This window comes from Oceanispirochaeta sp. (assembly GCF_027859075.1).
In the GTDB taxonomy this organism is placed as follows: domain Bacteria; phylum Spirochaetota; class Spirochaetia; order DSM-2461; family DSM-2461; genus Oceanispirochaeta.
Map to the genome: position 1 here is coordinate 23,931 of NZ_JAQIBL010000039.1, position 13,341 is coordinate 37,271.

Consider the following 13,341-nt stretch of genomic DNA (forward strand, 5'->3'; position numbering starts at 1 on the left):
TTTTCAACCTCTTTAATAGATATATTTTACCACTTTCTGTAATTTACGTTCCGCTAGAAGGAAAGCAGCTTGAGGAAACTGGTTCACTTCTACAAAACTTTTCAGAAAGACACTTAAACCCTGTACAAAAGAATCTTTGTCTTTATAATCATCAATCGGAAATTTTTCCAGTTCAGGAACCATTTTTTCCAGACAATGGATTTCACGTTCCAGAAGAGCTTCATTTTCTCGCTGCACATATTGAGTGATTTCCCTGTTAGTATATCGACTTCTGTAGATATCAATCAATAAAGCCGTATCTACACCCGTCTCTTCCAGCTCAATCTTGAGAATTTTAATGAATAGCTTTTTATTTTCAGGCAAATAAATACCCCCCTTTTTTGAAAAAACTATCAGAATTGGTATGGAAATCAATTAAGCAAACCCTAAACTAAGATCTCCCCATATTTTAATCATATTCCCATCAAAACCAATTTCCAGTAATCTTTCAGGAAATTCATTTTTTATTTCTTTTTTCAACCTAACCAGTACCAGATCAAGTATCTCTTGTTCCACCACTGGATCAACATCCTCCAGGGTAGATAATTCAATTTCGATCAGATACCCGCGCCCCATCTCACTCTGGTAACCCGGTGTGAACAAAGCCTGAACATTAAATAAACCATCCATTTCCGGATTGGCTGTTTCACCCCGCTCCGGCCGGTTAGGTCTCAGGGAATACTTGGAACCATAGCTCTCTTCAAGCCAGGAATCGATACGATCACAGATGGCCTTAAGCTTCTTGTCCCATTCATTGGTCTTTGGATGATACATAAATCACCACTCCACAGTCCAGATCAGGCTGTTTTGCCTGTATACATCGGGGATTGATATATCAAAATTGACAGTTCTTCCGTTTATACTTCCATAATTGCTGGATTGAAGAGCACGGGGAAAGGTCAGTTCAAAGCTGAGCTTATCTTCAGAGAAAAGGGAATCAATGATACTCAATGTTTCTCTATCTAAGGGACCATTTCCATCAAAAATATGCATTGTTAAAATGCTGAGATTCCCGGCAGTACTGAACTCAATGGGAAATCCGAGAAATAAACTCAGATCATTGATATCCTGATATTCCAGTTCGGTTTCAATATATATAAATTCAGTATCTTCTCTTTCTGAATAAGTTCGAATGGTGACTGTAGGATACAGGGCTGCGAGTTCATCAAAATCACTTCGTTTGACAGGCAGGGGGATAAGATTTTCGGATGTGACTGAATCTTTTTGTACACCCGCTGCTTTTTTATTGATGCGGTAATCCAGACTGAGACGTCCCGCTCCAGAACTCGAATGATCCAGCCCCGTCGTGATCGTCAGGCAGGAGGAGAGAGAAACCATGAGTAAAGTTAGAAGTATAAGTCCCGGTGCTTTTAATCTCATATTTAAAATCCTTTTCATATATATCAAAAAAACATACAAAGTACAACTGTTATAAAAACGTATCTAAAACAGGCCTTCAGTATTTCTGTTCATTCTCCACAAGCTCTTTCATCATTCTTGTATAGCTTTCATATCTGTCAGAATTGATAATTTTATCTTCCACTGCTTTTTTTATGGCACAACGGGGTTCGTGAAGATGCCTGCATCCCTTGTATGAACACTCTTCATTCAAAGGATTAAATTCTGGAAACCAGTGTGACAGATCGGGACTCTCAATTCCCCAGAGCAGGAGATCCCGGATTCCGGGTGTATCAATGATATAACCAGCTTCGTTCTCATAGGGAATCATGACGGCAAAATTAGTGGTATGTTTGCCTCTGCACATTTTTTCAGAGACTTCGGCAGTTCTCTGACTGGCACCAGGAATCAGGAGATTGAGCAAGGTAGACTTTCCCACACCGGACTGACCGGCAAATCCAACGATTTTCCCCTTAATCTCTTCGCGAAGTGAGTCGATACCATCGCCTGTTTCGCAGGATGTAAACCTGACCTCAAGGCCAAGGGATTTAAAATTATCTAACCTTTCAGTAACCCAGTCCGGGATATTCTGATCTGATTTATTCAGGATGACAGCCACATCCAGATGTCCCTGCTCTGCCAAAATGAGCGCCCTGTCAATAAAGCGGGGCCTGAAAGGAGGAGATTCAGGTGAAACAATGCAATACAGGGTTTCCATATTAACGGCCAGAGTCTGCAGGGCCCGCCCTTTTTTATTCCATCTGGCAAAATAATTCATCCTGTCATAACGGCTGATCAACATTCCCTTATTTTCTTCAGCAATGTCTTCAAACTCGACCCAGTCACCCGCAGAGAGAGGATTATAAAAACGGGTTTCAAAGTCCATTTTTTTGCCTTTGATTCTACATTCCCGGATTCTTCCGTCCTCTTCTCCTTTAACAGAAAAAATATTGTTAATACCCCAAAGCACTAATCCTTTCATGACACCTTGTCCTTCAGGGGTGAAAGTATCATCTGATACTGAGCGGCCACTGTTTTATAGAGTTTTTCATTGTATTGGTTTCCGGTAATATGAAAGATATTCTCAGGAACCTGGCCCGTAAAGGGGCTGGAAAGATCCTCAGGAAGCAGATGCAGGATTCTACGGCCAACACCTTCGGTTGAATCAATGATGCTGATATTTTGGGGCAGCCACTTCTCAAACCAGGGTTTTAACAGGATAAAATGAGTACAACCCAGGACAATAACCTTCCACTGTTTTTCAAGGATCAGGGATATATAGGGATCCAAGGCTTCTTTTATCTCCTCTTCATCCGCCAGAAACAGATGATTCTCAACAAAATCAACCAGATCCGATGCGGCTCTGGTTTCTACCACCTGATCAGGTGCAAATTGCCTGATTAAGGCCTTGAGGTATTTCCCCTTCACCGTCTTATCTGTTGCCAATACGGCTATTTTATCGACCCCTGCGGTTTGGGCTGCCGGTTTAACCGCAGGTACAACACCGACAAAGGGAATTGAAAATTCATCTCTCAATGTGTCCAAAGCGGTTACTGACGCTGTATTACAGGCAACGACCACCAGATCAGGGTGATGGAGTTCTACAATCCGAGATGTAATATTCACTAATCGTTCTTTTAAAAATGGAGTGCTCCGGCTTCCGTAGGGAAAACAGGAATGATCGGCAAGGTAAACAAACTGCCAGTGTGGTTTTTCATTCTTGACCCATTGCAGATAGGGGAGCCCTCCCAGTCCGGAGTCCATAAAAAAGACAAGGGGAACCCGATTTATCAAGAGAAAAAATCCTCAATTTTCTTTTTGGCATCCTCAAGTTTCTGATTCGAAGAATGGACATGAGACTGACCGGAAGCTGAGAAATAATCACAAAAATTGGCTCTGTCTTTTTCAACGACCTTCTCGGCCTGAGGTTCACGGCACTGATTTGCAGAGGCTTTGTCAAAATGAATACAGTTATAACAGATTTTCAGTTCCTTTCCACATTCAGAACAGAGGCTGTTCCGGTAAACTTTTTCTGTACTTTCCTTCCCACAGAAATAACATTTATTCATAATCGGATCTTAACCCCTTGTCAAAAAAAAGGCAATAAATTACATATTTATATGTTCAACTTGGATTTATGCTCCTGGCCGGGATGCAAGAACCATGCATACCAGGATTTTCGACTGTGCAAAACTCATAAGGAAATGGATTATAATAAAGAAATAATTCATTATCTTCTTTCCAATACAGTAATTACTGATTTAAAAGCACCGGGGCTTTTTTTTGAAGATCTGGATTTACGGGGTAAAATATTTATAAACTGCTTTTTCCATCACACCAGTTGGAGGAACTGCCGTTTTGATGAATCCCGCTTTCAAATGTGTTTTTTTGATGATTCGATCATTCAGGACTGCAGTTTTCTCAAAGTCAATATGATTCAAAGTGTTTTTACAGTCTCAGAGCTTCTGGATTCCACCTGGAAGGGATCTGATCTGGTGTCGGTAAACTGGAACAGAATCAAGGCCAGGCACTGCGAATTCAGCGAATCAGATCTTTACTATTCAAGATTTATCGGAAGCTCACTGAAGGATACCAACTTTGTCAATTGTAATCTCAAACGAGTTGATTTTTGTCTGGCCCGGATAAAGAGGGTCGATTTCCGGTATTCCAATACAGAAGAAGCCTATTTTCAGAAGGAAAACAGGGTATGAAGCTATTTAATCATTTTGCAGCCGTAGGATTCAGCAATACCTATCTTGTGGGAGGAGATTCTGGTGGAGAGGCTCTTCTGATTGATCCGGGAGTCATGGATGTCCCGTTACTGGAGCTGATTGAAAAAAATGATTATTACATCAAACACATATTGATAACTCATAGTCACTGGAATCATTACGGCGGAGTGAATACCCTCTTGAAGATCTACAACGCTCAGGTCTATTCGGCAATCCCCTTCTTGGAAAATCAGCCTTGTCATGTACTGAAGGAAGGGAAATATGAGTTCACCGGCCAGGAAGTGGAAGTCATTCCCGTTCGGGGGCACAGCGATGATTCACTCGTATACAAAATAGGACATTTTTACTTTACCGGAGATATCCTTTCAGCAGGGAGAACAGGCACAACTCCCGACAAGGTCAGCCGGGAGAAGCTTTTTCTTGAATTAAAAGAAAAAATCTTTTCAAGAGACTTTCATGGAATAGTACTTCCTGGTCACGGTCCCCCCTCAACAATCAAAGCCGAGGCCGCAATATTCAAAAAATATGAACAGAATATGTAATTCAATATCTTTAAATTTGATTTAACCGTGCCTTCAACTCGGTAAACCGTTCGGGAATGGGTGCTTCAAACTGCCTCATTTCAGTCTCACCGGGAAGAACAATACCCAACTTCCATGAGTGGAGCATCATGGTTACATCGCCGATTACATTATCTTTCCGGGCATAGACGGAATCTCCCAGAATAGGACAGCCCATGGATAAAAGATGAACACGGATCTGATGGGTCCTGCCGGTCTCCAGCTTAAGCTTGATAAGGGAATAACGATCCCAGGACTCAAGAACTTCATATCGGGTGAGAGCACGTTTACCTTTTGTCTCATGGACCTTGAATTTTTTTCTGTTTTTGTCATCTCTGGTGATAAAAGTATCGATATTACCCCTCCGCGCAGGAAGCCGGCCCTTTATAAATGCCAGATAGTATTTTTCGGTGGTTCTATTTCTGAACTGCTCAGACAGGGATTCCAGGGAGTCGGGATTCTTGGCTGTGATGATAAGTCCGGAAGTATCCTTATCCAGACGATGCACGATCCCCGGCCTGAGAGGATCATCCTCAAAATGATTTCCCAGCTGCTGATTGTAATAGAGAAGACCCTGAACAAGGGTTCCACTATAGTTCCCGGCACCGGGATGAACAACCAGCCCCTGAGGCTTATTCAGAACGATGACTTGATCATTTTCAAAAAGGATATCAAGATCCATTTTTTCTGGCGCGAAGTCAGGCTCATCGGGAGTACTCCAGTTAACGACCAATACATCTTTATCTTTAACTTTCTTGGAAAGTTTGATTTCCTTATCATTCATAAAAACCTGAATCTTATGGGATTCAAACTGGCTTCTCCTCATGAATCCCATGTGTGATACATATTTATCGGCTCTCAGAGTCTCCCCCTCGGGAAGACTGACGATAATTTCTTTTGTTTCTTTATTCACTTTTTTCCTCTTCAACAAACTCCGGATACTCCTGAGCCTGATTCCTGGTTCGTTTTTTTTTGATCTTTCCAATGATCAGGTCAGCCACGGCAACAGCACCCGATAATGTAGCGGATGTAACAAGCAGGTATTTCAAATCATCCTGCTTTTTCTCAGAAGCCAGAGAAAACTCAGAATTGAATCCGGTTCCCGCATAACTGGTCACTTCATATACCAAAGATGTCAGAATATAAGTCAATGGAAAGGAGCCGAACAGAATGACTTCAAAACGCCTCATATCATGGGCCCAGACAGGAAATTCAACTTCCTGATAAGGCAGGGGCTCCGTAACCGGCCCATTCATCTCCTGGGGAGACAGGAGAGCCGCCTGACTCATGAATAGAATCAGGCTGGTTATCCGGAAAACCTTCATTCTCAGAACCGGCCTCCGAACAGGGCACTGCCGACTCTCAAAAGTGTGGAGCCTTCCAGAACAGCCCACTCAAAGTCAGAGGACATACCCATGGAGAGAACTGAAAAATCCTGATCACGGTACAGGCTCATCAATTTTTCCTGGAGAATACGGCATCGGGCAAAGGCCTCCCTCACCACAGATTCATCATCCGTGAAGGGAGCGATTGTCATAAGGCCTTCGATCCTGACTCCCTGTTGTTCCCGAAGCCATCCGGCGGTTTCAATGATTTCTTCTTCCGATGAAAATCCTGTTTTGCTCCCCTCTTCGGCCGTCTTCAGCTGAAGGAGAACTCGAATGGGAAGATCTTTCATCTCATGAATCTGATTCTTATAATTCTGAACCAGCTTCTCCGCGAGCTCTCTTGAATCAAGGGACTGAATGCAGTCAAAAACAGAGAGGCCTGTTTTTACTTTATTCCTTTGAAGATGTCCAATGAGATGCAAATCAACATCCTCGGGTAGGCTGGCAAACTTTTCCTGTGCTTCGGCAACTCTGTTTTCTCCAAACAACCTCTGCCCTGCATCATAGGCTTCTCTGATTTGTTCGAGTGGTTTTGTCTTACTCACAGCCATCAGTTTGATCTCAGAGGAAGTCCGGCCAGCCTTTAGGGCGGCAGCTTCAATGGAATTATTCAATTTTTCAAGATTTTCACGAATACTCATAGCTTGAATCTATCACAGCTTTCCTATTCTGGAAAAGGGAGTCATCAGGGGAGTTCTCCCAAGAGCCTCTGAGATGCCGTCCAGGCTTTCTCTTTCGTTGAGTAACTGTCAAGAGAACTGTCCTGAACCCAGCCAGTCAGCTTATCCTTACTGATATTATACCAGAGAGAACGCTCTCTTCCATTTATGAAATGCACTGATTCGATCCGAACCAGATCACCCTTCCTCAATGTCGTCACAATATGCTGATCATCATCAGGTTCTTTATTTATTTTCAGATAGGATACATTCACCACACCCCAGTTGGTCGTCCCTTTCATGATGGGAGTCGCTGGTAAAATAATGTCAGGGACCTCAATTTTCAGAACACAGGACAGGGGTATAAAAAGGAATACCAGGAGATATATGAAAATCCGCATCATAGGTTCTCCCCTTTCAGTTCGACGATTTCATCACGGAGTACAGCGGCCTCTTCAAACTCCATGTTCTTTGCCTTCTCAAGCATTTCCTTTTCAAGGGCCTTAATGAGTTTTTTCTTTTGTACAGGATCCAGAAGGTTCACATTGTCCTTCATGACAGAAATCGTCATCTCTTCGGCTTTCTTTTTCAGATCAATTTTTCTGATGAGTATATCCTGCACTGCTTTAATAATCGTTTCGGGAGTAATGCCATGATCTTCATTGTATTTTTTCTGGATTCCCCGCCGGCGGTTTGTCTCACGAATCGCTTCGATCATAGCGGAAGATTCCCGGTCGGCATACATAATGACCCTTCCCTTGGAGTTTCTGGAAGCCCTGCCGATTGTCTGGATCAAAGCCGTAGCGGATCGGAGAAAACCGACTTTATCCGCATCCATAATGGCAATGAGAGAAACTTCGGGGATGTCCAGACCTTCTCTGAGGAGGTTGATGCCCACAAGGACATCATATTTCCCGAGTCTGAGATCGCGAATGATTTCGACCCGTTCAATGGTTTCGACTTCGGAATGAAGATAATTGACCTTCAACCCGAGTTCATTTAGATAATCAGTCAGATCCTCGGCCATTCTTTTTGTCAGAGTTGTGATCAAGACCCGCTCACCTTCGTCAATTCTCTTTCTGATTTCGCCATATAGGTCCTCCATTTGACCTTCGGTCGAACGGATTTCAATGATGGGATCAAGGAGACCAGTGGGCCGGATAATCTGCTCGACCACCAGTTCTGACTTTTCCAACTCCTCCTGTCTGGGAGTGGCGGAAACATAAAGAAGCTGTTTTTTAAAGTCCTCAAATTCAGAATATACCAGAGGTCTGTTATCCAGGGCTGAAGGAAGACGGAATCCGAAATTCACAAGATTGGTTTTACGGGATCGATCCCCTTCATACATGGCCCGGATCTGGGAGAGGGTGACATGGGATTCATCGACTATGGTCATAAAATCGGGGGGGAAATAATCCATAAGTACCTCGGGACGTTCCCCAGCCTCCCGGCCTGACAGCTGGCGGGAGTAGTTTTCAATCCCCGAGCAATACCCCATTTCCTCCATCATCTCAAGATCGTATTCTGTTCTGGTTTTCAGGCGCTGAGCCTCTACAATCTGACCTCTGGATTCAAAAAATTCCACCTGTAGGGTCATTTCATCCCTGATAGCGGTCAATGACTTCTGAACACTGTCTTCAGGCATGACAAAATGTTTGGCCGGATAGACAGTACACATGGTAAGATCTTCCAGAACTTCCCCCGAAACCGGATTAAATCGTTTCATAGATTCAATTTCATCCCAGTCAAAGCTGATACGGTAGGCTTCTTTCAGGTAGGCAGGATAGAGTTCCATCACATCTCCCCGAACCCTGAATTTCCCCCTCTCCAGTACCATATCATTCCGTTCATACTGAAGAGAAATCAAATTCCTGATGATATCATCCCGGTTATAAATCTCCCCGACCAGGAGCTGGACTCTCATATCTTTATAGGAGGAAGGATTTCCAAGACCATAGATGCAGGAGACTGTGGAAACAATGAGGACATCCGTACGTTCCATCAGACTCATGGTTGCCGAGAGCCTCATTCTGTCGATTTCATCATTAATAGAGGAATCTTTCTCAATATACAAATCACGGGAAGGAACGTAAGCCTCCGGCTGATAGTAGTCGTAGTAGGAAACAAAGTATTCCACCGCATTGTGGGGAAAAAAATCCTTAAACTCCCTGTAGAGTTGAGCCGCCAGAGTTTTATTATGAGAGATAACCAGTGTTGGCTTTTGAATATACTCCACAATTTTAGCCATTGTGAAGGTTTTTCCCGAACCTGTTACGCCTTGAAGGGTCGCCCTCCGGGCACCATTCAGGAAAGCATCAGACAATTTTTCAATCGCATTGATCTGATCCCCCGCAGCGTCAAAGGGAGAAACGACTTTAAATTTATTCATATGGTATCATTCCCCTGGGGAATTAACTCCTGGATTTTAGTTTGTTGGTCTTTCTGACAATTTGATTCTTAATATTTTAGTCTGTTTCCTTCTGAGCACTTCCACTTCGACCTCATCTCCCGGCCTGGTTGCTTCCAGTGCGCCGTAAAAATCGGAGAGAGTCGCGATGACCACACCATTGATCCCGGTGATGATGTCTCCCCCCAGATAAATCACGGAATTGCCGCTTCTTACAGCCTGATCCGGATCTCCCCCCAGCAATCCTGCATCCTCGGCATTTCCACCATTGATGACTCTGGAGATCAAAATTCCTTTTGAAAGGGGCAGCTTCCCATAGCGGACAAGGGAAGGAAATAGCTGGACAGGAACAATATCAATCCAGCCTCTCTGAACCTTTCCAAATTTAATAAGATCCGGCACGACTCGCCGGGCTGTATCCACAGGGATGGCAAAGCCAATACCCACCGAGCCGCCTGAGGGGGTATAAATCATTGTATTGATACCGATCATCTCCCCTTTCATGTTTATGAGGGGTCCTCCGGAGTTGCCCGGATTAATGGATGCATCCGTTTGAATCATATCACGAATCACAAGGCCCGAGTCATTTTTCAAAGGCCGTCCCAGACCAGAGACAATGCCCGTAGTCAAGGTCCGCTCAAAGGCAAAAGGATTCCCTATGGCAATGACCTTCTGCCCTACTTTCAAATGATCTGATGTCCCGAAGGGAATGGTTACCAGCTCCTTGTCTTCAGGATCAAATTTCAGAACAGACAGATCATTTTCATAATCTGTTCCCACGACTTCCCCTTCATACTGACTACCGTCTGCCAGGGTGATGTAGACCTTATAGGCCTTGTCTACCACATGATTATTGGTCAGGACAAAGCCACGCTTATCAATAATGGAACCTGAACCGGAGGACCCTTCCTGTGGAATGGGTTCGAGAAACCAGTTGTAGCCCACAACTTCTGTCGTTACATTCACAACCGCTTCGTTGTATCTCTCATAGATTCCGATATTTGTCAGTTCGTCCTCAGAATAATCACTGCTGTTAAATACTGGATTCCCCAATGAAGTAGCAGGCTGAGATGGAAAGATTTCAACTTCAGGAAAAGAGCTGTTTGTCAGGGCTGGTATATCCGAATTAAAAGAAGAGAGGGATATGAGGCCGAAACCAAAAAGGAGCAGGAATACAAGGAGAGCCGTTCCTATTGAATAAAAAATAACCTGATTCCTACTGTATAGCTTCATTATTGATTCACTCCTCCCCTATCAATCTTAAAATACCTGAATAACCAATATATTTCAAATATTTAGATAGAAATCTTTCATCTTTTTAAATCTCTGACAAGAAAAGGTGAATTAACAGGTTTAGCTAAAGGAGTATAAGCCTCTATTCTATGATAGATTATTCCTATGCATCCCCCTTGTTCCTATTGTGGAAAAACTATCCATGGAAAATATATTCTGGATTTCTGGGGCAATTCCTATTGTGCCTTCCATCTCAAAACCACTCCCCAATGTGACTATTGCGGACGATTCATTGGAACAAAAAGCACGAAGGGAGGGAAGGCCTATCAGGATGGCCGCCGAATCTGCGGAATCTGCCTGATGAACTCCGTAGACACTCCCCGGAAGGGCCTGAAAATATTGGAAGAGGTTCATGATTCTCTTGAGATTTCCGGGATTAAAATAAGACCTTTTAAACCGGATTTTGCCCTCATCAGCCGTTCTAAAATGAAACAGCGGGATAGAGTCAGCGCGGAGAAACAGGGCACTGCCACATACCAGAGAGAAACAAAAAATGGTAAACTAAGCCATTATATAATGGAAATATATATCCTGGATGGCCTGCCAAGGGTTAATTTTATTTCAACCTCTGCCCATGAATTGATGCACATATGGTTTTACAGCCATAATATCACTGATGCATCCCCTGCTTTAGTGGAAGGGAGCTGTAATATGGCATCCTATCTGGTTCTGAAAAGTCTGAAGACTCTGGAAGCCGAATACCTGATCCAAGGCTTATTCTCCAGTAAAAGCAAAGTATATGGATCCGGATTCCGGAAGGTTCAGAAGCTGGCCGACAGGCAGGGAATCACCGGCTGGCTTGAGTATTTAAAAACGCATAAGCGAATTTAATTAACTTTTTTTGCTCATCCCTTCCTTTATTGTCCACACAACCTAAAAACATTGAAAAATATCTTATACCTTTAAACTGACTGGACCTGTCTTCACACTGACAAACTCAGGTGTAAAAGGACAAGGTTCATTAGACAGGATATTTATTTCAGAGTAAAAACTGATGACAATCCCGAAAATATAAATGTATCAATAAGTAATGATAAGGAGATCTAATGGAATCTGGTATTTTTTATGCTGTTGCAATCCTATTATTGATTTTTTCTATCCTAAAAGACAGAAAAAAAACAAAACAAGCCGTCATGAAATCTATAAAAAGTCTTCTGGGATTGCTGCCTCAAATGAGTTTCATTCTGATCGTCATAGGATTGAGTTTATCCATGCTTTCTACCGAGACAATTTCAGAAATTATAGGTGAAAATTCAGGAATCGCAGGTATTGCCATGGCAATTGCGACGGGAGCCGTGACACTGGTCCCAAGTGTCATAGCCTTTCCTCTAGGCGCCACATTACTTGACCAGGGTGCCGGCCTGTTACAAATAGCCGGGTTTTTAGCAGCCCTGATGGGTATCGGCATTGTGACATTCCCCATGGAAAAACAATTTTTTGGTACTGAGTTTGCTTTGTACAGAAATATTGGCACTCTGGTCATGACCATAACATTCGTGTTGGCTATTTCCGTTTTAATGGGAGGGACAGCATGAAAAAAATTAAAAAATATACCATGTCCCTGATGGCACTGGGGGCCCTTCTGATCCTGTATTATTTAAAACCGGAAACGGCGGTCAGTTCTATGTCCATATCTCTTTCAAGCGCTGGTACAATGCTGAAAATTCTCCCACCAATTCTCCTGATCATTAATCTGCTGGATATTTGGATTCCCAAAGCAATCATTATCAGACATATGGGAGAGAATGCCGGATTAAAAGGTTATTTCTGGGCCATAGTGCTGGGAACGTTCGGGGCCGGACCCTTGTATGCCGCATTTCCTATTGCAGCGATATTAGCCAACAAAGGGGCCCGTATCTCGTATATCATATTTTTCCTGGGTGTTTGGACGACAACGAAGCTACCTATACTCATGTACGAACTTAATTTTTTCGGATTAAAATTTACAGCGATCCATGTAATCACAGGATTTATTGTCTTTTTTATCATGTCTATTCTTATGGAAAAATTTCTGAAAGGAAAGAAGCTGGACCTGGTATATGAGAAACTTTCAAAGATGTGATTTAAAGCGTTCTTTGATCTTTTAAAATGCCGAATGACTACCGGCACTGTCCAAATTCTTCCAGAAGCGGACTGTAGATACACACCCTTTTTCTCAGTCTTCTTAATTACGATTTCTTATATAGTGAGATGAGACCATCTCATTTAATAGAATTCTTGTTGAAACATGACTAAAGGAAATAGGAATCATTCTTCTACAAAATGGGTTTTATTGTCATATTCCATTTTCCATTTTCTTGAAATCCACTTCACTCTCAACGGAGAAATTGACTACACACACTTCTTGTGTTATTTTATACACATGAAAACGAGAACAAATGTGAGTATAGACCGTGAGTTATTGGAATCAGCCAGGAATCAGAATATAATTATTTCTACACTACTTGAAAAAGCGTTGAAGGAAGAATTAAAGAAAAAAGCTGAAGAAGCCTGGATTGAAGAAAATAAAGCCAACCTGAATAGGTATAATCAGCGGATTACTGAAGTGGGTGCATTCAGTGATGGTCTGAGGACCTTTTAATGAAACAATTTGATATATTCAGAAATAAAAATCCGAATAGCTCAAAGGAGGTTCCCTTTCTAATCAATCTTCAATCTGATCCAATGGATCTTCTGGCAACCAGGATAGTTGCTCCTCTTAGAAGAGAAACAGAATATTCAGACCAGAAACTTTCCCGGGTTCACATCCCCATTAGTATCGGAAAGGAGGAATATATAATTTTCATATCAGAATTGGCGGCCATTCCCTCTGAACTGATGGGTGAGAAAGTCATGAATGCGGCAGTCCTGAGACAAGAATTTACA

At 42.7% G+C, this 13,341-nt stretch carries 19 protein-coding genes; 7 read left to right on the top strand and 12 right to left on the bottom strand.

The window, feature by feature from the left end:
* Positions 1 to 12: 12 nt before the first annotated feature.
* The 6 genes from PF479_RS02400 to PF479_RS02425 all read right to left on the bottom strand — a co-directional run bounded on the left by PF479_RS02400 (position 13) and on the right by PF479_RS02425 (position 3,506).
* Entirely contained in the window at positions 13 to 363 is a 351-nt protein-coding gene (locus tag PF479_RS02400) for a hypothetical protein (protein WP_298001861.1), read from the bottom strand.
* Between the two features lie 51 nt (positions 364 to 414).
* A complete protein-coding gene (locus PF479_RS02405; RefSeq protein ID WP_298001862.1) occupies positions 415 to 813 on the bottom strand; it encodes a hypothetical protein in 399 nt (132 codons plus the stop codon).
* 3 nt (positions 814 to 816) lie between these two features.
* Positions 817 to 1,419 (bottom strand): hypothetical protein, encoded by a 603-nt coding sequence (locus PF479_RS02410; protein ID WP_298001864.1) that lies wholly within the window; start codon positions 1,417 to 1,419, stop codon positions 817 to 819.
* A gap of 76 nt (positions 1,420 to 1,495) precedes the next feature.
* Entirely contained in the window at positions 1,496 to 2,419 is a 924-nt protein-coding gene (gene rsgA, locus PF479_RS02415) for a ribosome small subunit-dependent GTPase A (RefSeq protein WP_298001865.1), read from the bottom strand.
* Positions 2,416 to 3,231, bottom strand: coding sequence for a glutamate racemase (gene murI, locus PF479_RS02420; protein ID WP_298001867.1), 816 nt, complete (start codon positions 3,229 to 3,231; stop codon positions 2,416 to 2,418). Before murI ends, rsgA begins: the two co-directional genes overlap by 4 nt.
* Positions 3,228 to 3,506: a hypothetical protein gene (locus tag PF479_RS02425; protein WP_298001869.1), complete on the bottom strand. Its 279-nt coding sequence runs from the start codon at positions 3,504 to 3,506 to the stop codon at positions 3,228 to 3,230. Before PF479_RS02425 ends, murI begins: the two co-directional genes overlap by 4 nt.
* A gap of 135 nt (positions 3,507 to 3,641) precedes the next feature.
* Between PF479_RS02425 and PF479_RS02430 the strand changes: the two genes are divergently transcribed.
* Both PF479_RS02430 and PF479_RS02435 read left to right on the top strand, forming a co-directional pair.
* On the top strand, positions 3,642 to 4,148 hold the full coding sequence (locus PF479_RS02430) for a pentapeptide repeat-containing protein (protein WP_298001870.1): 507 nt from the start codon (positions 3,642 to 3,644) through the stop codon (positions 4,146 to 4,148).
* Positions 4,145 to 4,711 (top strand): MBL fold metallo-hydrolase, encoded by a 567-nt coding sequence (locus tag PF479_RS02435; protein ID WP_298001872.1) that lies wholly within the window; start codon positions 4,145 to 4,147, stop codon positions 4,709 to 4,711. Before PF479_RS02430 ends, PF479_RS02435 begins: the two co-directional genes overlap by 4 nt.
* Positions 4,712 to 4,721: 10 nt before the next feature.
* Here the strand turns inward: PF479_RS02435 and PF479_RS02440 are convergent, their stop codons facing one another.
* Genes PF479_RS02440 through PF479_RS02465 form a run of 6 tightly spaced genes read right to left on the bottom strand, consistent with a single transcriptional unit; the run spans position 4,722 to position 10,416 of the window.
* On the bottom strand, positions 4,722 to 5,642 hold the full coding sequence (locus tag PF479_RS02440; protein ID WP_298001874.1) for an RluA family pseudouridine synthase: 921 nt from the start codon (positions 5,640 to 5,642) through the stop codon (positions 4,722 to 4,724).
* A complete protein-coding gene (locus tag PF479_RS02445) occupies positions 5,635 to 6,054 on the bottom strand; it encodes a hypothetical protein (protein ID WP_298001876.1) in 420 nt (139 codons plus the stop codon). The genes PF479_RS02440 and PF479_RS02445 overlap by 8 nt, the downstream gene beginning before the upstream one ends.
* A 2-nt stretch (positions 6,055 to 6,056) precedes the next feature.
* Positions 6,057 to 6,758: a YggS family pyridoxal phosphate-dependent enzyme gene (locus PF479_RS02450; RefSeq protein ID WP_298001877.1), complete on the bottom strand. Its 702-nt coding sequence runs from the start codon at positions 6,756 to 6,758 to the stop codon at positions 6,057 to 6,059.
* A 44-nt stretch (positions 6,759 to 6,802) separates the two neighbouring features.
* Complete coding sequence (locus tag PF479_RS02455) at positions 6,803 to 7,180, bottom strand: hypothetical protein (protein WP_298001879.1); 378 nt, start codon at positions 7,178 to 7,180, stop codon at positions 6,803 to 6,805.
* Positions 7,177 to 9,165: an excinuclease ABC subunit UvrB gene (uvrB, locus tag PF479_RS02460; protein WP_298001881.1), complete on the bottom strand. Its 1,989-nt coding sequence runs from the start codon at positions 9,163 to 9,165 to the stop codon at positions 7,177 to 7,179. The genes PF479_RS02455 and uvrB overlap by 4 nt, the downstream gene beginning before the upstream one ends.
* A 36-nt stretch (positions 9,166 to 9,201) precedes the next feature.
* Positions 9,202 to 10,416 (bottom strand): trypsin-like peptidase domain-containing protein, encoded by a 1,215-nt coding sequence (locus PF479_RS02465; protein WP_298001883.1) that lies wholly within the window; start codon positions 10,414 to 10,416, stop codon positions 9,202 to 9,204.
* 165 nt (positions 10,417 to 10,581) lie between these two features.
* On the opposite strand from PF479_RS02465, the gene PF479_RS02470 reads away from it, so the two are divergent.
* The 5 genes from PF479_RS02470 to PF479_RS02490 all read left to right on the top strand — a co-directional run.
* The gene (locus PF479_RS02470; protein WP_298001885.1) at positions 10,582 to 11,307 is read left to right on the top strand and encodes a protein DA1; all 726 of its coding nucleotides are present in this window, start codon (positions 10,582 to 10,584) and stop codon (positions 11,305 to 11,307) included.
* A gap of 215 nt (positions 11,308 to 11,522) precedes the next feature.
* Positions 11,523 to 12,011, top strand: coding sequence for a permease (locus PF479_RS02475; protein WP_298001887.1), 489 nt, complete (start codon positions 11,523 to 11,525; stop codon positions 12,009 to 12,011).
* Positions 12,008 to 12,538, top strand: a complete 531-nt coding sequence (locus tag PF479_RS02480; protein WP_298001889.1) for a permease — start codon at positions 12,008 to 12,010, stop codon at positions 12,536 to 12,538. Before PF479_RS02475 ends, PF479_RS02480 begins: the two co-directional genes overlap by 4 nt.
* Positions 12,539 to 12,838: 300 nt before the next feature.
* Positions 12,839 to 13,057 carry a type II toxin-antitoxin system CcdA family antitoxin gene (locus tag PF479_RS02485; RefSeq protein WP_298001890.1) on the top strand — a complete coding sequence of 73 codons (219 nt, stop codon included), beginning with the start codon at positions 12,839 to 12,841 and terminating at the stop codon, positions 13,055 to 13,057.
* Positions 13,057 to 13,341: CcdB family protein (locus PF479_RS02490; protein WP_298001892.1), on the top strand; the 285-nt coding region annotated here is incomplete at its 3' end. The genes PF479_RS02485 and PF479_RS02490, both read left to right, overlap by 1 nt.